At 70.0% G+C, this 23,961-nt stretch carries 27 protein-coding genes and 1 pseudogene; 16 read left to right on the forward strand and 12 right to left on the reverse strand.

Going from position 1 to position 23,961, the window contains the following annotated elements; all coding sequences use genetic code 11:
* Positions 1-17: 17 nt before the first annotated feature.
* Entirely contained in the window at positions 18-1,028 is a 1,011-nt protein-coding gene (locus FNV62_RS39420) for a Gfo/Idh/MocA family oxidoreductase (protein ID WP_144315877.1), read from the reverse strand.
* A gap of 128 nt (positions 1,029-1,156) precedes the next feature.
* Here FNV62_RS39420 and FNV62_RS39425 point away from each other — a divergent pair, with 128 nt between their 5' ends.
* From FNV62_RS39425 to FNV62_RS39465, 9 genes are all read left to right on the forward strand, one after another.
* A complete protein-coding gene (locus FNV62_RS39425; RefSeq protein ID WP_060898451.1) occupies positions 1,157-1,894 on the forward strand; it encodes a GntR family transcriptional regulator in 738 nt (245 codons plus the stop codon).
* A gap of 172 nt (positions 1,895-2,066) precedes the next feature.
* Positions 2,067-3,059, forward strand: coding sequence for a sugar ABC transporter substrate-binding protein (locus tag FNV62_RS39430; RefSeq protein ID WP_060898452.1), 993 nt, complete (start codon positions 2,067-2,069; stop codon positions 3,057-3,059).
* Between the two features lie 140 nt (positions 3,060-3,199).
* Positions 3,200-4,204: a sugar ABC transporter substrate-binding protein gene (locus FNV62_RS39435; RefSeq protein ID WP_144315878.1), complete on the forward strand. Its 1,005-nt coding sequence runs from the start codon at positions 3,200-3,202 to the stop codon at positions 4,202-4,204.
* Positions 4,201-5,262: an ABC transporter permease gene (locus FNV62_RS39440; protein ID WP_054237089.1), complete on the forward strand. Its 1,062-nt coding sequence runs from the start codon at positions 4,201-4,203 to the stop codon at positions 5,260-5,262. Before FNV62_RS39435 ends, FNV62_RS39440 begins: the two co-directional genes overlap by 4 nt.
* A 17-nt stretch (positions 5,263-5,279) precedes the next feature.
* Positions 5,280-6,104 (forward strand): ATP-binding cassette domain-containing protein, encoded by an 825-nt coding sequence (locus tag FNV62_RS39445; RefSeq protein WP_143605704.1) that lies wholly within the window; start codon positions 5,280-5,282, stop codon positions 6,102-6,104.
* Positions 6,105-6,254: 150 nt separating this feature from the next.
* Positions 6,255-7,400, forward strand: coding sequence for an ROK family glucokinase (locus FNV62_RS39450; RefSeq protein WP_075032911.1), 1,146 nt, complete (start codon positions 6,255-6,257; stop codon positions 7,398-7,400).
* Positions 7,397-7,978 (forward strand): sugar kinase, encoded by a 582-nt coding sequence (locus FNV62_RS39455; RefSeq protein WP_097286813.1) that lies wholly within the window; start codon positions 7,397-7,399, stop codon positions 7,976-7,978. Before FNV62_RS39450 ends, FNV62_RS39455 begins: the two co-directional genes overlap by 4 nt.
* A 106-nt stretch (positions 7,979-8,084) precedes the next feature.
* A complete protein-coding gene (locus FNV62_RS39460) occupies positions 8,085-10,943 on the forward strand; it encodes a DEAD/DEAH box helicase (RefSeq protein WP_143652285.1) in 2,859 nt (952 codons plus the stop codon).
* A complete protein-coding gene (locus FNV62_RS39465; protein ID WP_413083891.1) occupies positions 10,940-13,102 on the forward strand; it encodes an SWIM zinc finger family protein in 2,163 nt (720 codons plus the stop codon). Before FNV62_RS39460 ends, FNV62_RS39465 begins: the two co-directional genes overlap by 4 nt.
* Positions 13,103-13,517: 415 nt before the next feature.
* Here FNV62_RS39465 and FNV62_RS39470 read toward each other — a convergent pair whose 3' ends face one another.
* From FNV62_RS39470 to FNV62_RS39510, 9 genes and pseudogenes are all read right to left on the reverse strand, one after another.
* Positions 13,518-13,751 carry a hypothetical protein gene (locus tag FNV62_RS39470; RefSeq protein WP_143628633.1) on the reverse strand — a complete coding sequence of 78 codons (234 nt, stop codon included), beginning with the start codon at positions 13,749-13,751 and terminating at the stop codon, positions 13,518-13,520.
* 13 nt (positions 13,752-13,764) lie between these two features.
* Positions 13,765-14,718, reverse strand: a complete 954-nt coding sequence (locus FNV62_RS39475; RefSeq protein ID WP_240361351.1) for a sigma-70 family RNA polymerase sigma factor — start codon at positions 14,716-14,718, stop codon at positions 13,765-13,767.
* Positions 14,711-15,442, reverse strand: coding sequence for a DUF899 domain-containing protein (locus FNV62_RS39480; protein ID WP_143628637.1), 732 nt, complete (start codon positions 15,440-15,442; stop codon positions 14,711-14,713). Before FNV62_RS39480 ends, FNV62_RS39475 begins: the two co-directional genes overlap by 8 nt.
* 232 nt (positions 15,443-15,674) lie before the next feature.
* Entirely contained in the window at positions 15,675-16,376 is a 702-nt protein-coding gene (locus tag FNV62_RS39485; protein WP_143628639.1) for an NAD(P)-dependent oxidoreductase, read from the reverse strand.
* Positions 16,377-16,384: 8 nt separating this feature from the next.
* Positions 16,385-16,558, reverse strand: a pseudogene (locus FNV62_RS54740) (DUF899 family protein); the annotation flags it as partial.
* Between the two features lie 13 nt (positions 16,559-16,571).
* Complete coding sequence (locus tag FNV62_RS39495; RefSeq protein ID WP_143628641.1) at positions 16,572-17,279, reverse strand: hypothetical protein; 708 nt, start codon at positions 17,277-17,279, stop codon at positions 16,572-16,574.
* A 62-nt stretch (positions 17,280-17,341) separates the two neighbouring features.
* Positions 17,342-18,157 (reverse strand): SDR family NAD(P)-dependent oxidoreductase, encoded by an 816-nt coding sequence (locus FNV62_RS39500; RefSeq protein ID WP_143628643.1) that lies wholly within the window; start codon positions 18,155-18,157, stop codon positions 17,342-17,344.
* Positions 18,154-18,912, reverse strand: coding sequence for an SDR family oxidoreductase (locus FNV62_RS39505; RefSeq protein WP_143628645.1), 759 nt, complete (start codon positions 18,910-18,912; stop codon positions 18,154-18,156). The genes FNV62_RS39500 and FNV62_RS39505 overlap by 4 nt, the downstream gene beginning before the upstream one ends.
* Before the next feature lie 207 nt (positions 18,913-19,119).
* The gene (locus FNV62_RS39510) at positions 19,120-19,350 is read right to left on the reverse strand and encodes a hypothetical protein (RefSeq protein ID WP_164331831.1); all 231 of its coding nucleotides are present in this window, start codon (positions 19,348-19,350) and stop codon (positions 19,120-19,122) included.
* Between the two features lie 270 nt (positions 19,351-19,620).
* Here FNV62_RS39510 and FNV62_RS39515 point away from each other — a divergent pair, with 270 nt between their 5' ends.
* The gene (locus FNV62_RS39515) at positions 19,621-20,106 is read left to right on the forward strand and encodes a hypothetical protein (RefSeq protein WP_143628647.1); all 486 of its coding nucleotides are present in this window, start codon (positions 19,621-19,623) and stop codon (positions 20,104-20,106) included.
* Between the two features lie 638 nt (positions 20,107-20,744).
* Here the strand turns inward: FNV62_RS39515 and FNV62_RS39520 are convergent.
* Positions 20,745-21,203, reverse strand: coding sequence for an SRPBCC family protein (locus FNV62_RS39520; protein ID WP_143628649.1), 459 nt, complete (start codon positions 21,201-21,203; stop codon positions 20,745-20,747).
* Positions 21,200-21,514: an ArsR/SmtB family transcription factor gene (locus tag FNV62_RS39525; RefSeq protein WP_143628651.1), complete on the reverse strand. Its 315-nt coding sequence runs from the start codon at positions 21,512-21,514 to the stop codon at positions 21,200-21,202. Before FNV62_RS39525 ends, FNV62_RS39520 begins: the two co-directional genes overlap by 4 nt.
* A gap of 114 nt (positions 21,515-21,628) precedes the next feature.
* On the opposite strand from FNV62_RS39525, the gene FNV62_RS39530 reads away from it, so the two are divergent.
* The 6 genes from FNV62_RS39530 to FNV62_RS39555 all read left to right on the forward strand — a co-directional run bounded on the left by FNV62_RS39530 (position 21,629) and on the right by FNV62_RS39555 (position 23,938).
* The gene (locus FNV62_RS39530; protein ID WP_143628653.1) at positions 21,629-22,057 is read left to right on the forward strand and encodes an SRPBCC family protein; all 429 of its coding nucleotides are present in this window, start codon (positions 21,629-21,631) and stop codon (positions 22,055-22,057) included.
* Between the two features lie 57 nt (positions 22,058-22,114).
* The gene (locus tag FNV62_RS39535; RefSeq protein WP_143628655.1) at positions 22,115-22,537 is read left to right on the forward strand and encodes an SRPBCC family protein; all 423 of its coding nucleotides are present in this window, start codon (positions 22,115-22,117) and stop codon (positions 22,535-22,537) included.
* A 12-nt stretch (positions 22,538-22,549) separates the two neighbouring features.
* Entirely contained in the window at positions 22,550-22,999 is a 450-nt protein-coding gene (locus FNV62_RS39540) for an SRPBCC family protein (RefSeq protein ID WP_143628657.1), read from the forward strand.
* Positions 23,000-23,042: 43 nt separating this feature from the next.
* Complete coding sequence (locus FNV62_RS57660) at positions 23,043-23,282, forward strand: DNA-formamidopyrimidine glycosylase family protein (protein ID WP_143628659.1); 240 nt, start codon at positions 23,043-23,045, stop codon at positions 23,280-23,282.
* Positions 23,283-23,479: 197 nt separating this feature from the next.
* On the forward strand, positions 23,480-23,692 hold the full coding sequence (locus FNV62_RS39550) for a DUF4287 domain-containing protein (RefSeq protein ID WP_143628661.1): 213 nt from the start codon (positions 23,480-23,482) through the stop codon (positions 23,690-23,692).
* A gap of 84 nt (positions 23,693-23,776) precedes the next feature.
* Positions 23,777-23,938, forward strand: a complete 162-nt coding sequence (locus tag FNV62_RS39555) for a hypothetical protein (RefSeq protein WP_164331832.1) — start codon at positions 23,777-23,779, stop codon at positions 23,936-23,938.
* The last annotated feature ends 23 nt before the right edge of the window (positions 23,939-23,961 follow it).

The following is a 23,961-nucleotide window of genomic DNA, read 5'->3' on the forward strand; positions in this document are numbered from 1 at the left end:
GGCACGGACGTGTTCGCTCAGTCCCGTCTGCCGGGGATCTCCGCCAGATACACCGGGCGTCTCTCCAGCCGCGACAGCTCGCAGGCCTCGGCGATGCGCAGGGCGTGCAGGGCCTCCTGCCCGTCGCAGGGGTTGGCGCGTTCGCCGCGCACGACGTCGACGAAGGCGGCGAGCTCGGCCTCGTAGGCAGGGCCGAAGCGCTCCAGGAAACCGGTCCACGGCTTGTCGGCGGCCGGCGGTCCGGCCGGTTCGGTGGAGGCGATGGGCGTACGGTCGTCCAGGCCGACGCCGATCTGGTCCAGCTCGCCGGCCAGCTCCATGCGGACGTCGTAGCCCGCGCCGTTCAGCCGGGTCGCGGTCGCCGTGGCGAGCGTGCCGTCGTCCAGGGTGAGGACGGCGGCGGCCGTGTCGATGTCGTGCGCCTCACGGAACATCGAGGGCCCGGCATCGGAGCCCATCGCGTACACCTCGACGACCTCGCGGCCGGTGATCCAGCGCAGCATGTCGAAGTCGTGGACGAGGCAGTCGCGGTAGATGCCGCCGGAGATCGGGAGGTACGCGGCCGGGGGCGGCGACTGGTCGGAGGTCATCGCGCGGATGGTGTGCAGCCGTCCGAGCCGCCCCGAGCGCACCGCCTCGCGCGCGGTCGCGTAGCCCGTGTCGAAGCGGCGCTGGAAACCCAGCTGCAGGACCGTGCCGGCCGCGTCGACCTCGGCGAGCGCGGACAGCGTGCCCGGCAGATCGACGGCGATGGGCTTCTCGCAGAACACCGGGAGCCCCATGCGCGCTGCCCTACCGATCAGTTCGCCGTGCGCCGAGGTGGCCGCCGTGATCACCACGGCGTCCACGCCCCAGGTGAAGATCTCGTCCACGCTGGGTGCCGCCGTGGCGCCCAACCGGTCCGCGACCGCATGTGCCCTCACCGTGTCCGCATCCGTGACGATGAGGGAGCCGACCTCGCGGTGGCGGTTGAGAACGGTCGCGTGAAATGTGCCGATTCGACCCGTTCCGATAAGTCCGATGCGCATGGGAACAAAGTGAGGGCCCGCCAGGCACGCTGTCAATGCTTTGTCCGGACAATCGAACTACACAACTTCCCGTCAACATCTCCCGGAGCTACGCTCGGCCCGTGCCGAAACCAGAAGAGGATCCGACCGTGTCGCTCCAGCTCAGCGTCGACCGCAGCAGTCCGGTCCCGCTGTACTTCCAGCTCTCCCAACAGCTGGAGGCGGCGATCGAGCACGGGACCCTGACCCCGGGCAGCCTTCTCGGCAACGAGATCGAGCTCGCGGGGCGCCTCGGGCTGTCCCGACCCACGGTCCGCCAGGCCATCCAGTCCCTCGTCGACAAGGGTCTGCTGGTGCGCCGCCGCGGTGTCGGCACCCAGGTCGTGCACAGCCAGGTCAAGCGGCCCCTGGAGCTCAGCAGTCTGTACGACGACCTGGAGGCGGCCGGGCAGCGTCCCGCGACCCGGGTGCTCGTCAACACCGTCGTACCGGCGTCCGCCGAGGTCGCGGCCGCTCTGGGCGTGGCCGAGGGCAGTGATGTGCACCGGGTGGAGCGGCTGCGGCTCGCCCACGGGGAGCCGATGGCGTACCTCTGCAACTATCTGCCCCCGGAGCTGCTGGAGCTGGACAGCGAGCAGATGGAGGCCACCGGGCTGTACCGGCTGATGCGGGCCGCGGGCATCACGCTGCACAGCGCCCGCCAGTCCGTCGGCGCCCGCGCGGCCACCGCGGAGGAGGGGGAGCGGCTCGGCGAGCCCGAGGGGGCACCGCTGCTCACCATGCAGCGCACCACCTTCGACGACACCGGGCGCGCGGTCGAGTTCGGCAGCCACATGTACCGCGCCTCGCGCTACTCCTTCGAATTCCAGCTCCTCGTACGGCCGTGAAGCGGTCGTGAATACGGCCGTGAAGCTGCCGTGAAGGGGCGGTGAATCGGCTTCGGCGAGGCCGAATTTGAATCGTAAGAATGTTCTAAAAAGTCCATTGACTGGTGTGCGGGCGCAAAGCTAGAACTCCCCTCAGCCGCAAAGGTGCGGCGGAAAAGAGGGTGTTCCGACCATGCGTACAGCCCGAACGGCAGCGGCGGTGATCGCCGTGATCGCGCTCGCGGCCGGCTGCAGCAACTCCGGTGGCAAGGACTCCGAGAACAAGGCGAGCGCCGGCGGGAGCGGCGGCAAGGCCGCGAGTACGCCCCGTCTGAAGATCGCGATGGTGACGCACTCCGGCGAGGGTGACACCTTCTGGGACATCGTGCAGAGCGGCGCCAAGCAGGCGGCGAGCAAGGACAACGTCGACTTCCTGTACTCGAACGACAAGGAAGCGGGCGGGCAGGCCCAGCTCGTTCAGGCCGCCATCGACAAGAAGGTCGACGGGATCGTCGTCACCCTGGCCAAGCCCGATGCCATGAAGGACGTCCTCGCCAAGGCCGAGCAGGCGGGCATCCCGGTCGTCACGATCAACTCCGGTGCCGAGTTCTCCAAGCAGTTCGGGGCGCTCGCGCACTTCGGCCAGGACGAGTCGGTCGCCGGTGAGGCCGTCGGCGAGGAGCTGAACAACCGGGGCCTGAAGAAGGCCGTCTGCGTCATCCACGAGCAGGGCAACGTCTCGCTGGAGCAGCGCTGCGCGGGCGTGAAGAAGACCTTCAAGGGCACGCTCGAGAACCTCAACGTCGACGGCACCAACGCTCCCGCCACGCAGTCCTCCGTCGAGGCGAAGCTCCAGGCCACGAAGGGTATCGACGCCGTCGTCACCCTGGGCGCCCCGATCGCCGCCGTCGCGGTGAAGGCCAAGGCCGACGCGGGCAGCAAGGCGGAGATAGACACCTTCGACCTGAACGCCGAGGTGGTCAAGCGCCTCCAGGCCAAGGAGGTCGGCTTCGCGGTCGACCAGCAGCCCTACCTCCAGGGGTACGAGGCCATCGACATGCTGTGGCTCTACAAGACCAACGGCGACATCCTCGGCGGCGGCAAGACGGTCCTGACCGGCCCGGCCATCATCACCGAGAAGGACGCCTCGACCCTCGAGAAGTACACCGCGCGCGGGACCCGCTGATGGGGTGCACGATCCCAGTGTTCGATACTTGGGCGTTTGGGGCCGGCGAGATGTCGGCCCCCGGGGCCTGCGGAACGGCCCGCCGGGCCGCTTCGCGGGCCCCGGCGCACCAAAGAACACAGCAAGAAGGGCACGGCCTCGTGGCACGGACTCGGACCTGGGTAAGCATCGCGCTCGCAGGGGCGCTGGGGGTGTCCCTCGCGGGATGCAGCAGCACCGGCGGGAAGCGGGCCGAGGATGCCCGTAAGGCGGCGTCGGCCCAGGGCAGGGCCGCGGTGAACACGCCCAGGTGGACCTTCGCGATGATCACCCATTCGGGCGATGGCGACACGTTCTGGGACATCGTGCAGAACGGCGCCAAGCAGGCAGCGGTCAAGGACAACATCAACTTCCTGTACTCGCACAACGCCGAGGCGCAGCAGCAGGCGCAGCTCGTCGACGCCGCCGTGGACAAGCAGGTCGACGGCATCATCGTCACGCTGGCCAAGCCGGACGCGATGAAGGCCGCCGTCGCGCGCGCCGAGAAGGCCGGCATCCCCGTGATCACGGTGAACTCCGGCTCCGAGCAGTCCAAGGCGTTCGGCGCGCTCGCCCACATCGGGCAGGACGAGACGATCGCCGGTGAAGCGGTCGGCGAGGAGCTGAACAAGCGGGGCCGCAAGAAGGCCCTGTGCATCCTGCACGAGCAGGGCAACGTCGGCCACGAGCAGCGCTGTGCGGGTGTGAAGAACACCTTCCACGGCACCGTGCAGAACCTCTACGTCCAGGGCACCAGCATGCCCGACGTGCAGTCCTCCGTCGGCGCCAAGCTGCAGGCCGACAAGTCCATCGACACGGTCGTCACGCTCGGCGCCCCGTACGCGGACACCGCGGTGAAGGCGAAGGCCGACGCGGGCAGCAAGGCCGAGATCGACACCTTCGACCTGAACGCGAAGGTGGCCTCGGAGCTCAAGGACGGCACCCTCGGCTTCGCCGTCGACCAGCAGCCCTACCTCCAGGGGTACGAGGCCGTGGACCTGCTGTGGCTCTACAAGTACAACGCCGATGTCCTCGGCGGCGGCAAGCCGGTCCTCACCGGCCCGCAGATCATCACCAAGGATCAGGCCGCCGCGCTCGAGGAGTACACCAAGCGGGGGACCCGATGAGCGCCACTGCGCCTGCACCCGCGCCGTCGCCCGACACCAAGGTCGACGAGCGCCTCCTGAAGACCTCGCCCCTGCGCAGACTCATGGGACGGCCCGAGCTCGGCTCCGTGGTCGGCGCGATCGCGGTCTTCCTCTTCTTCGCGATCTTCGCCGACAGCTTCGTACGGGCCGCGAGCCTCAGCACGGTGCTGTACGCCGCCTCGACGATCGGCATCATGGCCGTGCCGGTCGCGCTGCTGATGATCGGCGGCGAGTTCGACCTCTCCGCGGGCGTCATGGTGACCAGCTCCGCGCTGATCTCCTCGATGTTCAGCTACCAGATGACCGCGAACGTCTGGGTCGGCGTCCTCGTCTCGCTGGTCGTCACGCTGGCGATCGGCGTCTTCAACGGCGTCATGCTGACCCGCACGGACCCGCCGAGTTTCATCATCACGCTCGGCACCTTCCTGATGCTGACCGGCATGAACCTCGGCTTCACCAAGCTGATCAGTGGCACGGTCTCCACGAAGTCGATCTCCGACATGCAGGGCTTCTCCTCGGCCAGGGACGTCTTCGCCTCGACGTTCACCATCGGCGGCGTCGACTTCAAGATCACCATCCTGTGGTGGCTGGCCCTGGTCGTCGTCGCCACCTGGATCCTGCTGCGCACCCGCTTCGGCAACTGGATCTACGCCGTCGGCGGTGGCGAGGACGCGGCCCGCGCGGTCGGCGTCCCGGTCAACAAGACGAAGATCGGCCTCTACATGGGTGTCGCCTTCGGCGCCTGGATCTCCGGGCAGCACCTGCTGTTCTCGTTCGACGTCGTGCAGTCCGGCGAGGGCGTCGGCAACGAGCTGATCTACATCATCGCGGCCGTCATCGGCGGCTGTCTGATCACCGGCGGCTACGGCTCCGCGGTCGGCGCGGCGGTCGGCGCGCTGATCTTCGGCATGGTGAGCAAGGGCATCGTGTTCGCCGAGTGGAACCCGGACTGGTTCAAGTTCTTCCTGGGAGTGATGCTGCTCCTGGCGACCCTGCTCAACCACTGGGTCCGCAAGCGCGCGGAGGCGACGGCATGACGACGAACGGCGACGGCATGACGACGGACGCGGGAAAGACGACCGGCTCGGCCGCCACGGAACGCACGGCGCTCGTCGAACTCGACGACGTCAGCAAGTACTACGGCAACATCCGTGCCCTCGAAGGCGTCTCGCTGGAGGTGCACGCGGGGGAGATCTCCTGCGTGCTCGGCGACAACGGCGCGGGCAAGTCCACGCTGATCAAGATCATCGCGGGCCTGCACCAGCACGACGCGGGCACCTTGAGCATCGAGGGCGAGGAGACCCGCCTCACCTCCCCGCGCGAGGCCCTGGACCGGGGCATCGCCACCGTCTACCAGGACCTCGCCGTGGTCCCGCTGATGCCGGTGTGGCGGAACTTCTTCCTCGGTTCCGAGCTGTCGAGGGGCACGGGCCCCTTCAGGCGCATGGACGTCGACCGCATGCGCAGGACCACCCACGCGGAGCTGCTGCGCATGGGCATCGACCTGCGTGACGTCGACCAGCCCATCGGCACCCTCTCCGGCGGTGAGCGTCAGTGCGTGGCGATCGCCCGCGCCGTCCACTTCGGCGCCAAGGTCCTCGTCCTCGACGAGCCCACCGCCGCGCTCGGTGTGAAGCAGTCCGGCGTGGTCCTCAAGTACGTGGCCGCCGCGCGGGACGCCGGCCTCGGCGTGGTCCTCATCACTCACAACCCGCACCACGCGTACCTGGTGGGCGACCGTTTCGTCCTCCTGAAGCGCGGCGCCATGTTCGGCAGCCACACCCGCGACGAGATCAGCCTCGACGAGCTGACCCGCCAGATGGCGGGCGGCAGCGAGCTGGACGACCTCCGACACGAGCTGGAGCGAAGCGCGTCCTGAGGGGCGCGGGGAACTGTGCGTCCAGTCACATACGGCTCTCCGCTCACACACGGCCCAAGGCTCTCCAGGGCGCTCCGGCGGGGCGCCCTGGAGAGCTCAGGGGGGACTCCGCCATGCGCCCCCCTGGCGCGGTGAGGCAGAATCGGCCCGATGAGCACCTACCGCGACCTCGCACACCGCGGCTCCGCGCGGGCCACCGTCCTGCGGACCGTAGGGACGCGTGAACGCCGTTCCCATCTGACGGCTCCCCGCGTCCCCACCGTCGGTATCGACATCGGCGGTACGAAGGTGATGGCGGGCGTCGTCGACGCCGACGGCAACATCCTGGAGAAGCTCCGCGCCGAGACGCCGGACAAGTCCAAGAGCCCCAAGGTCGTCGAGGACACCATCGTGGAGCTGGTCCTGGACCTCTCGGACCGGCATGACGTGCACGCCGTGGGCATCGGTGCGGCCGGCTGGGTCGACGCCGAGCGCAACCGCGTCCTGTTCGCCCCCCACCTGTCCTGGCGCAACGAGCCGCTGCGCGACCGCCTCGCCGGGCGGCTCGCCGTCCCGGTCCTGGTCGACAACGACGCCAATGCCGCCGCCTGGGCGGAGTGGCGGTTCGGCGCGGGGCGTGGCGAGGACAACCTCGTCATGATCACGCTCGGCACCGGCATCGGCGGCGCGCTGCTGGAGGACGGCCAGGTCAAGCGCGGCAAGTTCGGCGTCGCGGGCGAGTTCGGCCACATGCAGGTGGTCCCCGGCGGCCACCGCTGCCCGTGCGGCAACCGCGGCTGCTGGGAGCAGTACAGCTCGGGCAACGCGCTGGTCCGCGAGGCCCGCGAACTCGCCGCCGCGGACTCCCCGGTCGCGTACGGGATCATCGAGCACGTCAAGGGCAACATCGGCGACATCACCGGCCCGATGATCACCGAGCTCGCCCGCGAGGGCGACGCCATGTGCATCGAGCTGCTCCAGGACATCGGTCAGTGGCTCGGCGTCGGCATCGCCAACCTGGCGGCGGCCCTGGACCCCTCCTGCTTCGTCATCGGCGGCGGCGTCAGCGCGGCCGACGACCTCCTCATCGGCCCCGCGCGCGACGCCTTCCGCCGCCACCTGACCGGCCGCGGCTACCGTCCCGAGGCCCGTATCGCCCGCGCCCAGCTCGGCCCCGAGGCCGGCATGGTCGGCGCCGCCGACCTCGCGCGTCTCGTCGCCCGCCGCTTCCGTCGCGCCAAGCGCCGCCGTGTGGAGCGCTACGAGCGGTACGAGCGCTACTCCGAGTCCCGCCGTACGACCCAGGGGACGCTGTGACGGCCTCGCTGCCGCGCCAGGCCTCGCCTCCGGACGAGCCCCGGCGCCCGCCGGAGGACCCGCGCCACAAGTTCCGCCGCCGTGCCCTGACGCTGCTGATCATCGTGCTGCTCATCGGCGTCCCGGCCGGCTACCTGGTGATCTCCGCCAACCAGAGCCGCGACAGCGGCAAGCAGAAGGAGGAGAACTACTCGGCGACCGGCCTCACCGTGGGCTGGCCCTCGCGCGTCCAGCGCCGCCTCTACCAGGTGCCCATCCCGATGAACGGCGTCGCCGTCGCCTCCTACGAGACGAACAACTGGAAGACCAGCCGTCTCTACGTGCAGTTCGCCACGAACGGCGCGGGGCTGGAGCAGTTCCTCGCGGAGGTCGGCACCAGCCGGGACACACTGCGCAAGAACAACATCGCCATCGGCACCCGCGACCAGAAGGTCGTCGGCTGGAAGTTCACGGGCCCCGGCTCGTGGTGGGGCCTCACGCACGAACAGAAGGACCCGGCGCCCACCCAGGACATCGTCGTGAACTGGCCCAAGCCCGGGCGCGCCGTGGTCTACGTCGTCTCCCGCACGATCCCCTGAGCCGCCCCGGCCCCGCGCCGGGGCCACCGTCGGGACCGGTTGTCAGAGCCCGCCCGTAGAGTCGAAGACAACTGATTCGACCGAGGGGCGGGAGGTGACCGGACGTATGGGCGACGAGGCCGTGAAGACCGATACGGCTGTGCCGGTGCGGCTTGCCGCCGTCTTCCTGCCCGCACCCGTGCCCCGCCAGGGGCGCGTCGCCTTCTGGGACCCGGACGGCGGGCCGCTGCCCTCCGGCGACGGCGCCGGGAGCGGGTCGCCCGCCGAGAACACGTCGCCCGCCGAGCCGACCGAGCTGACGGTGGTACGACCGCACGGCTCGGGAGCCCGCCGCGGCACCGTCCCCGCCCTGACCCTGCCGATCGCCGAGGCCCTCCCCCTGCTCGCCGGGGCCCGCCACGACCGCGCCGCGCATCCGGCCACGACCTGCTGGGGCGCGGCCGCGCTGCACGCGCTGCGGCTCGTCGCGCGGGGCCGGATGCTGCCCGGGCTCACCCCCGAGGGCCACGACGCCTGGCGCGCGGGCCCACTGGACCCGGACGACATCGCCCACCTGCGGGCCGTGGCCGCCGCTCTGCCCTACGAAGGGCATGCCGTCCCGCTGCCCGGCAAGGGCCCCCTCCGGCTGCCCGACCCGGAAGCGCTGATGCGCTCCTTCCTGGACGCGGTCGCCGACACCCTGCCGCGCACCCCCGCCGCTCCCCACACCTCAGGGAAACCCTTCGCGGCCGGAGAGCCGCAGCGGCTGCCCGGAGCCCACGACTGGGCCGCCGAGGTCGCCGCGGGCATGGACGCGGGCGTACGGATCTCGCTCCGCCTGGACCTGTCGGCGTACCAGCTCTTCGACGACGGCGAGGGCGCGCACCGCGCGGGCGCCGCCGTCGTCCAGGTGCACAGCCTCGCCGACCCCACCCTCGTCGTCGACGCCGCGGCCCTGTGGGCGGGCGACGCCGACACGGCCTTCGGCCCCCGCGCGCGCGTGGACGCGGCGCTGGCCGTGCGCCGCGCCGCCCGCGTCTGGCCGCCCCTGGACCGCCTGTCCGAACAGGACGTGCCCGACGTCCTCGCACTCTCCGAAGAGGAGCTCTCCGACCTGCTCGGCATCGCCGCGAACCGACTCGGCGCGGCCGGTGTCGCCGTCCACTGGCCCCGCGACCTCGCCCACGACCTCAGCGCCGCCGCGGTGGTGCGCCCCGCGCCCGGCTCGGCCACGGACGGCACCGGATTCTTCGAGAGCGAGGAACTGCTCCAGTTCCGCTGGCAGCTGGCCCTCGGCGGCGACCCGCTCACCGAGGCCGAGATGGACGCCCTCGCCGAGGCCCACCGCCCGGTCGTCCGGCTGCGCGACCAGTGGGTCCTCGTCGACCCCGCCCTCGTCCGCAAGGCCCGCAAGCGGGAGCTGGGCCTGCTCGACCCGGTCGACGCCCTGTCCGTGGCGCTCACCGGCACCGCGGAGGTCGACGGCGAGACGGTCGAGGCGGTGCCGGTCGGCGCCCTCGCCACGCTGCGCGACCGTCTGACGGCCGGCATCACCCCCGTGGAGCCGCCCCCGGGCCTCCAGGCCCGGCTGCGGGACTACCAGTTGCGGGGCCTCGCCTGGCTCGACCTCATGACCTCCCTCGGCCTCGGCGGCTGCCTCGCCGACGACATGGGCCTCGGCAAGACCATCACCGTCATCGCCCTGCACCTGCGCCGGGACCGCGGCGAACCCACCCTGGTCGTCTGCCCGGCATCGCTCATGGGCAACTGGCAGCGGGAGATCAACCGTTTCGCGCCCGGCGTCCCCGTCCGCCGCTTCCACGGCCCCGACCGCACCCTGGAGGACCTCGACGGCGGTTTCGTCCTCACCACCTACGGCACGATGCGCTCGGCCGCGCCCCGGCTCGCCCAGCAGACGTGGGGCATGGTCGTCGCCGACGAGGCCCAGCACGTCAAGAATCCCTACTCGGCGACGGCGAAGGCCCTGCGGACCATCCCGTCCCCCGCGCGCGTGGCCCTCACCGGCACGCCCGTGGAGAACAACCTCTCCGAGCTGTGGGCCCTGCTGGACTGGACGACGCCCGGCCTGCTCGGACCTCTCAAGTCCTTCCGCGCCCGACACGCGCGCGCCGTGGAGAACGGCGAGGACGAGGAGGCGATCGCCCGCCTGGCCCGGCTGATCCGCCCCTTCCTGCTCCGTCGCAAGAAGTCCGACCCCGGGATCGTCCCCGAACTCCCGCCCAAGACGGAGACGGACCACCCGGTCCCCCTGACCCGCGAGCAGGCCTCCCTCTACGAGGCCGTGGTCCGCGAGTCGATGCTCGCCATCGAGACGACCGAGGGCATCGCCCGTCGCGGGCTGGTCCTGAAGCTCCTCACCTCCCTCAAGCAGATCTGCAACCACCCGGCGCTGTTCCTGAAGGAGGACGCCCGGGCGGTCGCCCTCGGACCCTCCGCCCGCTCCGGCAAGCTCGCCCTGCTCGACGAACTGCTGGACACACTGCTCGCCGAGGACGGCTCGGCTCTGGTCTTCACCCAGTACGTGGGGATGGCCCGACTGATCACCGCCCACCTGGCCGCGCGCGCCGTCCCGGTGGAGCTCCTGCACGGCGGCACGCCGGTCGCCGAACGCGAGCACATGGTGGACCGCTTCCAGAGCGGGGCCACCCCGATCCTGGTGCTGTCCCTCAAGGCCGCGGGCACCGGCCTGAACCTCACCCGGGCGGGCCACGTCGTCCACTTCGACCGCTGGTGGAACCCGGCCGTCGAGGAACAGGCCACCGACCGCGCCTACCGCATCGGTCAGACCCAGCCCGTCCAGGTCCACCGCCTCATCACCGAGGGCACGGTCGAGGACCGCATCGCCGAGATGCTCGAAGCGAAGCGGGCGCTCGCCGACGCCATCCTGGGCTCCGGCGAGGCCTCCCTGACCGAACTGACCGACCTCGAGCTGTCGGACCTGGTGTCACTGCGGAGGTCGTCGTGAACGGTCCGCAGGAAGAGACGCGGCCGGTGAACGGGGACGCGGACGCGCAGGCCGCCGAACCGTCACGCCCGGCTGCCGGGCCGCGCCCCGCCGACGTGGCGCGTCGCGCGCTGCGGGCCGCGCGGGAGCGCGACACCCTGGGCGCGGCGGCGGGGGAGCCGGGTTCGCGGTCCGACGGGGTGACCTCCCCGGCGGCCCGACCGGGCGACGCGGCCAGGGAGGCCCTGCGCCGGGCCGCCACGAGGGGGAGCACTCCGCATCCGGACCCGGGTTCGGGTGCCGACACCGTTCCGGATCCGGAGACCGCCTCAGGCGCCGGACCCGGTCCGGTACGGCCTTCCGCCCGTGCGGAGACGGCGGACGCCCCGTCCGCCGACGTGCCCCCGGCCGGCACGCGTCCTGGTGACATCGCCCGCGAGGCACTGCGCGCGGCGCGCACGGAGGCCCGACAGGCGCGGACGGCGGCGGAGACCAAGGGAGCCGGAAGCGCGCACCGGTCGGCAGACCGTGCGGCGGCCGGTGCGCGGGCCCGGCGCGACCGACGGGACCAGGACCGGGGAGGCCGGGTCCGGGACGTACGAGAGGTGCTCGCGGAGGCATTCGAGCTGCCCGGCGCCGAAGCGCCCCGCGAGACAACCGCCACCGGACGTCCGGCGCACCCCGACACGGACACCAAGACCGACGTCAAGACCAACACCGACGTCGACACCAACACCGATATCGACACCAAAACCGAGACCGCCCCCGACGCCAACAGCGACACCAAGACCGACACCGAAGCCGACGCCGAGAAGGGGCACCACAGGTCGGCACACCCAGCGCACCCGGCGCACCCGACGCAGCCCCGGCTCAGCGAGGCGAGCACGTTCCCGTCGGCCGTCGCCGTGCCGCGCTCCATGGCATCCCCGCGCCGCGACGGCGAGCTGCGCCGCACGTTCGAAGCGCTCCCCGCCCGCACGTCGCACGCGGACACCTTCGCGGAGACCTGGTGGGGCAACGCCTGGGTGCGCGCCCTCGAAGAGGGGGCCCTGGACGCGGCGCGGCTGGCGCGCGGACGGGCGTACGCCGACCAGGGGCACGTCGACGCCATCACCGTCACACCGGGACTCGTGCTGGCCTATGTCCACGGGAGCCGCCCGCGGCCGTACCGCGTCCAGGTCCGACTGCGGACGCTGGACGACGGCGACTGGGACCGTTTCCTCGACGCGGCGGCCGAGCGCCCCGGGCACATCGCGGCGCTCCTCGACAAGGAGATGCCCAAGTCGCTCGCGGACTGCGGAGCCGACCTGCTTCCCGGCCCAGGCGACCTCGTACCCCAGTGCAGCTGCCCCGACCACGGCCACCCCTGCAAACACGCCGCCGCCCTCTGCTACCAGACGGCACGGCTGCTCGACGAGGACCCCTTCGTGCTGCTTCTGCTGCGCGGCAGGGGCGAGCGCGAGCTGCTGGACGCGCTGTCCCGCCGCAACGCCACCCGCGCGGCCCGCGCCGCCCAGGAACAGCAGTCGGCGCCACTGCCCGGCGTACGGGCCCGTGACGCCCTCGCGCGTCGGGCGCTGCCGCCCCTCCCGGCGCCGCTGCCCGCCCCCGCGCACCCCGAGCAGCCGCCGACCTACCCGGGCGCGCCGGGCGGCCCCGACCCGTTCGCGCTGGACCAGCTCGCCACGGACGCGGCCGCCCGCGCGCACGCGCTGCTCACCACGGGCCGCGACCCGGTCGCGGAGCTGACGCTGTGGCAGGACGCGGTACGGCTCGCCGCCGCCCGCCCCGGTTCCGGCCTCACCGCAGCGACCCGCGCCCTGTACGCCTCGCTGGCCTCCGCCGCCGGCCGTACCCCCGCCGACCTGGCGCGCGCGGTCGCCGCCTGGCGGCAGGGCGGCCTCGTAGGGCTCACGGTCCTCGAAGAGCCCTGGGACCCGCCCGCGGGCCGTTTCGATCGCGCCCGCCCCCTCCTGCTCGCCGCCGACCTCCCCGCCTTCCGCCCCTGGCGCAACCACCTCACCCACCCCCGCGGCCACGCCCAGCTCCGCCTGGGCCACGACGGCCTCTGGTACGCCTACGAATCGGAACCGGGCCACGAGGACTGGTGGCCCCGGGGCACCCCCGACCTCGACCCGGTCGGGGCCCTGACCGGCCTCGGCGCACCGGGCGAGCTCTGATCCGCAGGCCCGCGCCGAGCGAGTCACGCGGCATCCCGGACAGGCACCACAGGCAGGCTGACCATGTACGTGAACATGTGACGGACCGGTGTGGGCGCGGTGGACACCCGGGGCCCGTGTCCGCGCCCACAGCCGCGGAAGTTAGCGTGGTGCGGTGAGTGAGACGAAGACCCCTGCCCTCCAGTACCGCTTCGACGGCCCGGAAGACGCCCCGGTCCTCATCCTCGGACCCTCGCTCGGCACCACCTGGCACATGTCGTAGAAGCCGTCCAGGGCCGTCCATCCAGCGTGGTTCGGGCAGGTCGAGTGCGGCGAGGGTCTTCTTGACGGCCGGGGTCAGCTCGGTGCGCTGGGGAAGGATCCGGCGGGGCCGGTGAAGGTGCCCAGATGCAGGCGTTGGGGTTCGTCGCGTAGCTTATTCGTGCGGTGAACGACCGCGGGCCCCGCAGAGGTCGGCGGCGATACTGAACAGTCGGGCGCGTTCTGATTGCCGATGCTGTTGATCGTCTTGGTGATCGAGTGCGCGATGGTAGATCTGCCGCATGACGCGGTCGGCGGCGTCGGCCGAACCGAGCATGAGGTGGCAGAACAGTCGCAGCTGTGCGTGAAGCTCCTCGTTGTGCTGGGTGATGTTTTCTGGTTCGGACATGCCGTTGGCCGTGTCAGAGCCCGAACAGTGGAAACAGCCCTGAGCCGTGGAACGCGACGATCCGGCAGACGCCCTCGGTTGTGGGTGTCAGTATGTGCAGCGCATGTGGGCGGTGTGCGCCGTCGCGGCCGCGGGCGTACACCGCGAAGGCGGGTTGTCCGTTGGCGGAGGTGGGGACCAGCGCGGCCGGTCCGATCACTCGCATCTGTTTGGACAGGAAGGCGAGGATGGTGTCGCGGCCTTCGAACCAGGTCGCGATCGGCGGCATTTCCCATCTGGCGTCCTCGGTCAATACCGCGACGAGCTGATCGACGTCCGCGGTTTCGAAGGCGGTGACGTATCGGTCGAGCAGGGCCCGCTGTCGTGGCTCGGCGGGTTCGGTCAGGTTGTCTTGGCTGAGCGGAACCTGGGCTCGGGCGCGCTGGAGCGCGCTGTTGACGGCCGCTGTCGTCATCTCCAGCAACTGCGCCACCTCGGCGGTACGCCATTGCAGCACGTCGCGGAGAATCAGCACGGCTCGTTGTCGCGGCGGCAGCTGCTGGAGCGCTCCCACCAGCGCGAGCCGCATAGTCTGTCGTTCCACCACGACCGTCGCCGGATCGACCGGTGCGGTGGTGAACAGGAAGTCGGGTATCGGCTGGAGCCACGGTACCTCCCGAGCTGGTGCGCCGAGCGCCGCATCCAGGTCTGTCTGGGGGGCGCCGAGATCCGCGGGCAGTGGCCTGCGTCTACTTTTTTCCAGCGCCTTGAAGCACGCTCGGGTCGCGATACGGTACAGCCAGGTACGCAGCGACGACCGTCCCTCGAACGCGTCGTAGGCACGCCAGGCGTCGAGGTAGACGTCTTGCACCACCTCTTCGGCCTCGTCGACCGAGCCGAGCATGCGGTAGCAGTAGGCGAGCAGTTCACGCCGGAACGGTTCGCTCAGCCTTCCGAAATCCTTGTCGCCGGCCTTGGCTTCAGTCATGGTGTGCATGATCCGCCGATTCTGTGGTGGCGGGGTGCGCGGCTCGCCCGGTCGGGCCGTATTCGTCGTGTCGCTTCAGCCACGAATATCGCGGCACCTGGGGGTATCCGTCGGGGGAGTCCTCCCAGTCCTCTTGGCGTCCGAGTGCGGTGAAGTCGAGGGAACCCAGCGTTGCTCCCATCGGCTCGTGCTCGCGGTCGTTGATGAAGTACGTGCGGTAGACGTTGTCGCCGTCCCGGATGAATGCGTTGGTGCCGTACCACTGGGCCACGCCGAAGTCGGTGTCGAAGCTGTCGGTGATCGTGTACCACGGTATGGCCCAGCCCATGCGCGCTTTCGTCCGCTCGATGTCGGGTTGCGGTGCGCGTGAGGCGAACGCGAGGGTGGTGTCGCGGGCGTTCAGATGCGCGAGATGGGCGACCTGGTCGGCCATCAGCGAGCAGCCGACGCAGGCGTGGTCGGGCCAGCCGCCCACGCCTGGCTCGAAGAAGGCGCGGTAGAGCAGCAGTTGACGACGGCCCTCGAACAGGTCGAGCAGCCGGGCGGCGCCGTTCGGACCGTCGAAGGCGTAGTCGTGGTCCACCTTCAGCCACGGCATCCGCCTGCGCTGAGCGGCCATCGCCTCCCGGGCGCGGGTCAGCTCCTGCTCCTTCGCCAACAGGCGCAGGCGGGCGGCTTCCCATTCCGCCGGCGTGACGACCGGGGCCCGGTAGCTGTAGTTCATCGTGATGTCCCTTGTGAGATGGAATTCGGATCAACGAACGGCGATGTCAGCCATGTCGACGACGGCCGTCATCAGGTATGCCACGGCGAGCAGCGAGAAGGCTCGCCGGCGGGTGAACGTCGCCGGAGACCGTGGTGTCGTCTCCGGCAGCGTTGCTTCGGTCGAGCGAGGTCATGATGCCTCAGATCCGTTCGTGGTCAGGTGTTTTCCAGGTCGGCTATCGGTGCCGCGGTCAATAGCCGACGGTGAAGCGGCGCTGTACGAAACGCGGAAGCTCCACTTCGTCGAGAAGGGCGACGGCCGCGTCCTCGGCGGATATACGACTGCGGCCCTCGGCGTTTATGACGGGTTGGTCGCCGCCGATGCGGAAACGGCCGGTGCGTTCGCCGGGGGCGATTTCCACGGCCGGACAGAAGTAAGTCCAGAGCCGGTTGGAGGTGCGATAGATGTTCAGCGCGTCGCGGTGGCCGCGCATCGCCGCTGCATATTCTCTGGGCAGGCCCAAGCTGTCGATCGCGGCATGGAGAAGCTCGTCGGAGTCGGCGAACGCCAGTCCGGGCTTGACCTCGAGGGTGGCGGCGCCGCCGATGACGATGAGCCGGACTCTGGCATGGCTCGCCAGCGCGGTCAGCAACGCGGTGGCCGCCCGTGCGTAGATCCCGGGGTCCCCGATAGCGCGCGTCACGGCGTCAGCGGGATCGTTGGCGGTATTGCCGGGTCCGAATCCACTGATCAGGACGTCGAGGCCGGGTAGGACCGCGGCGATGCCGTCGGCATTGGTGACATCGACGTCTTTCCACGCGATGTTGTCACGACCGTCCCGAACATTCGAGACGTCGCGGCTGAACGCCGTAACCTGGTGGCCGCGGTCGAGTGCCTCTGCGACGATTCGGCTGCCGATGGTGCCAGTGGCGCCGATAACTCCGATGTGCATGGTTCTCCCTATTCGTGCTGTTCGTGCGATGAACGACCGCGGGCGCCGCAGAGTTCGGCGGCCGTACTGATCAGCCATGGCATCCGCCTGCGGTCCGCGGCCATCGCGTCCCGGGCGCGGGTCAGTTTCTTTTCCTTTGTCAGCAGCCGCAGGCGGGCGGCCTCCCACTTCGCCGGTGTGACGGCTGGGGCCTGGTCAACCGACGGCGATGTCGGCCATGTCGATGGCGACGAAGACGATCTGGTCGTCGCCCATTGGGGCGTAGGCCCGTCGCGTGGCGGGGATGACGATGCCGTCGACGTCGCGGTAGTCGGCGGCGTAAAGCTGCGCCTCGACCGTCCGGCCGACGATGTCGATGGTGAAGTCGTGGCGGCGCAGCAACCCGTCCGGGCCGAAGCAGAACACCTGCGTGCGGGTGTGGCTCTTGATGTGGTCGGGGAAGGTCACTTTCAGCCGCCGCCACTGTTCACCGTCGGCCTCGATCGGGGCGATCTCCTCGCAGACGAACCCCGCCCAGGTGAACAGGAACGGCGTGTTCAGGTACGTCCACAGTGCTTCCCCGGTGAAGTACGCGAGATGCAGGTCGTCCCATGGCGTCTCGAACTGGTGACCGTCGAACGACCGCTCCGGATTGTCGCGTGCCTCGACCACCGTGCCGACCGGTCGTTGCAGGACGACCCGGTCGGGTTCGAAGACCGACCGTCGGTCCTGGCCGACGAAGTCCATGGTCAGCCGTTCCCGCGTGGTGTCCACCTCGATGCGGACGTTCGTCAGTGCGTCGCCTTGTCCCTTGATCTGCCAGAAGGCCCCGGTGATGGCGGCGTCGACATCGATCGTGTGGATCCGGTTCCACCGGTCCAAGCCACCGTGCGCGGCGACGGCGCTCGCGAGTAGATCGTTCATTGCTCTTGCTCCTCTGTTCCGGATGCCCCGGCCGCCGAAACGGTGGTCGGGGCGAGTCGGAGTCAGTCGACGATGACTCCGCCGGTCAGGTTGGCGACGGTGCCGGTCATCGCGGATGCCCGGTCGGAGGCGAGGAACACCGCCGCCTGCGTGAGTTCGGCCAGCGTGGTCGGGCGCTTGCGGTGGCTCATCCCACCCGCTACCGCGGTGAACTGTTCCTTCGTGATGCCCAGCGCGTCGGCGTGCAGCCCGTACACGACGTCGATGACCGGTGTCTCCACCATGCCCGTGGTGCGCAGGCAGATCGCGCGAACACCATGCTGGGCCCATTCGGCCGACAGTGCCCGGTTGAGACCTTCCATCGCCGCCCAGCCGACGCTCATGCCGCCCACCAGGGGCAGGGGCAGGCGGGCCGGTTCGGGTGTGTGCATCATGATCACGCCCGACCGCCGGGCGATCATGTGCCGTGCGGCGGATTTCGCGGTGATGAAATGAGCCTGGGCATACGTGGTGATCGGGCGCAGGAAATTCTCGACCGGCAGTTCGGTGAGCGGGATGCCCTGCAACCCCACCGGCGAGATTCCGATCGCGTTGAACGACACGTCGATGCTGCCCGCGTCGGCGATGACCGCGTCCAGGTGCTCGGTCACGGCTTTCTCGTCCCCGGCGTCCACGACAGCGGTCTCGACCGCTCCACCCGCGTCGGCGATCTCCTTCGCGACCGTGTCGATGACGTCGAGATTGCGCCCGGTCAGGAACACTCTCGCGCCTTCGTCAGAGAAACCGCGGGCCACCGAGCTGCCGACCGCGCCACCCGCGCCGTAGACGACTACATTCTTGTTTTCCAGCAACATAACCTTCTCTTTCTGGTTGTTCACGCCAGCGCGTGAAGTCCGCGGCCGGTGAGCTCGTAAACTCGGTGCTCATCCTGGTCGCCGATGTCCTGGCACAGCCGCGCGATCTCGGCGCCGACGATGGCCGGCGTGAGAAGCGGTTGCAGTGCCGCCGTGAATGTGTTGGTGTCGATTCCCTGCCGCTGGGCGTATGCGGCGACCCCGGCGGCGCCGAGTTCGGTGGCAGGCGTCAGTTGCGGCAGCACGGTGGCGAAGCCGATGCCGAGCTGGGCGCGGCGGGATTCATCGGCGGCGTATCCGGCGAGAAATCGGATCATCGCCTTTGCGCCCGAGTATCCGCCGCTGAGCGGTGAGCCGCGCAGGGCAGCCCCGCTGGATATCGCCACCACCAGGCTGCCTGGCGTCAGCGGGTGGCGCAGTGCCGCGCGGATCCAATGGAAAACGTGTTGGGTGTCGACCTGCCAGTTGCGGCTGAACGATTCCCACGACTGTTCCTGTACTGGGCCGACGGCGGGTGTCGCGCCCGCGTTGAGCACGAGCAACGTCGGTTGGTGTTGCTCGATCAGGGTGCGGGCGGTCTCCGCGTCGGTCGCGTCGGCGACAACCGGGACGAACGCCGCACCCAATCGTCGGTGCACGTCCGCCAGGTCGTTGGCGGTGCGCGCAACACCGACGACCTGGTGACCTTGGTCGATCAGTGCGGCGGCGATCGCCGATCCGAAGCCGCGGCCGGCTCCGGTGACCACCGCCGTGGTCTGTGACTGGCGCGATGAGCTCATACCTATACAGAGGCGAGCTCACCGCGAAAGTCATCGCTGCGGCTCGGGTCGGGTTGCCGACACGGATTCGTCGAACAACCTCAGCGTCATCACGCCATGCGTGGCGGTACCGCCCGCATACTGCCGCGGCGACCATCGCGACACGCTGTCGTCGCGGAACAACCTCGCCGTGCCTACCAGTCGGCGGGGGACCTGGGCCGCGCGATCTCACTGTTCGAGCAGACCCACACCGATTTCCAGCGGGTGCTGGGCGGTGACCACCCGGACACGCTTCGATCTCGGAACAACCTCGATCGCCAGCGGGATCCCGTCCAGCCGCTGACACAACGCGATGACCTCGGCGCGGTTGTCGTCACACAGGACAAAGCGCGCCCGCGCCACGAACAACGCCAGCGTGTCGTTGCTGTGCTCGTCAACGTCGGTGCCGGGCTGCGGCATCGGAGGCACTAGGAGCACGAACTCACCCGCCAGCGCCACCGGCTGCCGACTCGGCGGTCGGCCGGCGGGTCGTCGCGTGGTCGGTGGGAATAGCCAGCCGGCTTTCTCATCGGAGCGGAGTCCATCCGGTGTCGAGTCCTCGGCGCGGAGCCGAGGATCTGGATCGCTGCCGGTCGCCGCGCGTGCTAGCCGTAGACGTAGTGCTCATGCCGTTCCCGCCGCGCGCTGACGGGCCAGTGTGAGATACACGTCGGGGCTGTCTCCGACGTAGTGGCGCCGACCGTCGTCGTCGGTCCAGACCGCGCGGCGGCCGGCTACCGGCGGCTGCTCGTCTGGGCCCGCAAGCTGGGGGCGGTGCGCCGGGCCGGTGTGGAGGGCACCGGCACCTTCGGAGCGGGCCTGTCCCGCTACCTGCTGGCTCAGCACGTCCAGGTGTCCAGTACCGGGATCCCAAGGACGTGCAACAACAGGCCCTGGACCTGGAGTTTGAGCCCAACACGGATCCACTGCACCGAATGCTCTTGGAGTTCATCGTCGGCAGGCCAGTTCATCGTCGGCAGGCCCGGTGGGCGGATGGTCGAGGACCTTCAGCAGTACACGCTGCTCGAGACGGTCTACCGTCCCTGGCAGGTCATCTCGCTCATCGAGAAAATGCGGGACGACAAGGTCGTCGCCACAGAGCCGCGCCGTGTCACCAAGAAGAGGGTGTTCCCCTATGCCGAGAAGCCTGGTCAAGGCGAGCTCTTTTTGGGCTGATACGTCGCGTTGGCGGGTTCCACGGCTTGAGCTTTGCGCGCGGCGGCGAAGACAGCCCTGCGGGCACTGAACGGGTCGTGGGTCGAGGGCAGCCATGGGTGGGTCGCCAGTGCGGCGGCCAGTCGCCTGCACTCTTCCCGGGCTGTGAGCCACCGCTCTCGTTCTGCGCGGGTGATGTCGACTCGTCCCGCCGCAATGTCGGCTCCCGCCGGGAGGGCGTCGGCGCGTTCTCCAAGGCGCTGAAGGGCAGAGTCCAACATCACCCTCGCCGTTACCACGCCGCCGGGAATCTCCCAGCCGTCCACGTTCCACGTGGACCTGTATTCTGGCCGCGGATCCTTCGAGAGCCAGTCGGAGGCGTCGATGGGGTCGCCGGTGTCGCGGGGGCGCGCGAATCCCGGTGTCCTCGCCGTAGTGGCAGTGCGGGTCCCGCTACGCCGCCGGGAGGTCTTTTACCTGGTCAGACCCACACAGCCACGCCCCCCGTCATAGGGGCAGTTGTGAGACCAAGCCCCGCGCCCACCGCCCCCGCCGTCAGCCCTGGTCATCGGCGACAAGTTCCTTGGTGGAGTCCGTTCGCGCACCCTCGGGTGCGCACGTACACGCGTGTAGATCACCGGCTGCCGCGCGCAGGCAGGTCACATCCAGTGGTCGGGGCCCGGGTCGCGGCCTTCGGCTCGTACGGCGAGGCGCTGCACGTAGTGCTTCCAGCCTTCCTCGTGGGCGGCGCACGCCTCGGGCGAGGGCAGGCCGCGGTGGACCAGGCGCAGCAGAGTGCCGTCCGAGGTGGGTTGCAGGGTGATCTCCACGGTGGTCGAGCCGGGTGGTACGGGCATTCCGCCCTCGGCCCAGCCCCAGGTGAACACCAGTCGCTTGGGCGGGTCCACCTCGACAAACCGGCCTTCGGCCACGTTCTCGCCGGTGACGTGGGTCCGGTACGCGCCGCCGGGGGCGAACACGAACCCACCCTCCCGGCCCATCCAGGACAGCCACTTGTCCCGGTCGGTGAAGAAGGAGAACACGATCTCGGGGCGGGCGGCGATGTGCCGCTCGACCGTGACCACGCCGTCGCCGCTCACTTCGCCGCTCACGCTCATGCGTCCGTTCCCTCCGCCCGCTCGGCGGCCTCGGCCAGTTCGGCGAGGGTGTCGAGCTTGGTGGCCCACATGGACTGCAGGTAGTCGGCCAGGGGGCCCATGCCCTCGCGGTCCGCTCGGTAGAACCGTTTCTTGCCGTCCTGGCGCAGCGTAACCAGGCCGGAGTCCCTGAGCACCTTGAGGTGCTGGGAGACCGCGCCGAAGGTGACGTCGAACCGGTCGGCGATCTCACCCGCCGACAGCTCCGAGTCCCAGACCAGCCGCAGAATCTCGCGCCGCCTGGGCTCGGCGACCGCCCGTACCGCATCCATACCTCTCATTTTAGCGCTAACTGCAATTTGCCAACTCGCCCAGTGTCATTTTAGTGTGAACTAAAGGGAAGGGTTCGGCGTGTCCGCCGAATCCCCCACGAGAGGGACGCCCCCATGGCTGACATCGCCCTGCAGATCCGTATCGCCACCGACCCGGAGACCGTGTACCGCGCTGTCTCGACCCTCGAAGGCGTCGCCGGCTGGTTCACCACCGGAGCCGAGATCGGCGAGGGCGTCGGCGCCCTGCACCGGCTGTCGTTCCCCGGCGCACCGATGACCTGGGACTTCCGCATCGACGAGGCCGCGGCGGGCAAGCGCCTGGCGCAGACCGTGGTCGCGGGACCGCCGCAGTGGATCGACACTGAGATCGTCTACGCCCTGGAGGCCCATCCCGAGGGCGGCACGGTGGTCCGGTTCGACCACATCGGGTTCGCCGAGATCGACGACATGTTCCGCGAGGTCACGATGGGCTGGGCGGGCATGTTCGCCCGCCTGAAGGAGTACGTGGAGACCGGCACCCCGGTCCCGTACTTCACCCTCTGAGCCCCCGCCCCGTTCGCCCCCCGCCCGGTTCTTCCCGCACACGCAAGGAGCAGCACAATGTCCGAGATCACCCTCCGGACCGACATCGACGCCGACCGCACCAAGGTGTACGAGGCGCTGAACACCCACGACGGCCTCACCGGCTGGTGGACCACCGGCGTGAACCGCGAGGGCGAGGTCCTCCTCTTCGACTTCCCGGAGATCCCCGAGCCCTTCCGGCTCCGCCGGGACCGCGCGGACAAGGAGGAGATCGTGTGGACGGCGATCGGCGCCTTCCCGCCCCACTGGTCCGGCACCGTCATCACCTGGCAGCTGACCGACACCCCCGACGGGACCGGCACCCGGGTGGACTTCCGGCACGCCGGCTTCGCCGCCGACGACCCCGACCTCCCGCACACGGACGACACTTGGAGCCGGCTGATGACCCGGCTCAAGCAGTACGCCGAGACGGGCACGGCGCAGCCCTTCTTCACCCTCTGAGCGGGGCGGGTCATGTCGATCGACGTGACGGCCGAGAGGCTGATCCCGCTCCCGCCGGGCCAGGTTGCGGCCTACGCCATGGACTGGCGCCACGATGCCGAGTGGACCCAGGGCATCCGCGAGGCGGCCCTGACCCGGGAGGCCGACGGCGGCGGGTTCGGCGTCGGGGCGGAGGTGACCCGGACGGCGTATTTCCTCGGCAAGCGCATCGACTACGTGCTCCGCGTCGCCGCCCACGAACCAGGGCGGCTGCTGGACATGGTGTCCGTCGCCGGACCGATGCCGATGCACGTCACCTACACCTTCGGCCCCCATCCGAAAGGCACGCTCGCGCACATCCGCGTACAGGGCGATTCCAGCCGGTACTACCGGTTGGCCGCGCCCCTCATGGCGAGGAAGGTCCGCTCCTCCCTCGGCAAGGACCTGCGCGACCTCGAACGCAGGCTGCGGGCCCGGCGATGACCCGATTCCCTCGCCCCTGACGACCCGAGGTCTGTGATGGCGTATGGCATACGACGAAGGACTGGCGGAACGGATCCGCGCCCGGCTGGACGTCGATCCGGCGATGAGTACCGTCGGCCTTACCCTCATGCTGCACTTCGGCGTGACCGGCCAACTGCTCTGCGACCGTCCCGACGACGCGCCCGAGGCGCACGACCGCGCCCCGTTCACCGTGGCCTGTGACCGTCAGCTCCGCTACCGCGACCAGCGGAGGCTCAGGGCCTTCGACCTCAGGGCAGGGTGACTCAGATCACTTCTCTCGGTCGATCACTTCTTCTGCCTCCGACGGTCATGACCGACAGCGGGCGGGCGTACCTCGCAGACTTCGCGTGATGGCCGTGACCACTGACCGCGACACAACGTCGTTCGACTGACCGACTGACCGACTGACCGACTGACCGACTGACCGACTGACCGACTGAGGGAATGGACGCGACCGACATGACCGCACCGGTGAAGGGCCCCGCCAGCTACTTCCCATCGATCGAGAAGAACTACGGCCGTCCGATAGCGGAGTGGAAGGACCTGATCCGCGCCTCACCGCTGACCAAGCACATGGAACTCGTCTCCTGGCTCAAGACCGAGCACGGCCTCGGGCACGGCCACGCCAACGCACTCGTCGCGCACACACTTGCCGAGAGCGCCGGCAGGTGAACCGCTCCCGTGTGCTCCACACGGGCACTTGGGCGGGGCGGGCCGAACAGCGGGAAGAGGCGCTCGGTGTCGCGGAAGGCGCTGATGCCCCGTGACACGGATGGTGTCGGCGCCGATGGTCCGGTCCGTGCCGATCTCGATGACCGAAGTGCCCAGGGCGCGAAGCCCGTTCCCTTGGCGCGCCGCGACAACATTCCTCTGGCTGAACAGCTCTACCACGACTGCGCCGGCGACGCGGAGGATTGAGGAGTAGGCATGCCCAAGAAGGC

The sequence above is a fragment of the Streptomyces sp. RLB3-17 genome (assembly GCF_007113425.2).
GTDB lineage: Bacteria > Actinomycetota > Actinomycetes > Streptomycetales > Streptomycetaceae > Streptomyces > Streptomyces mirabilis_D.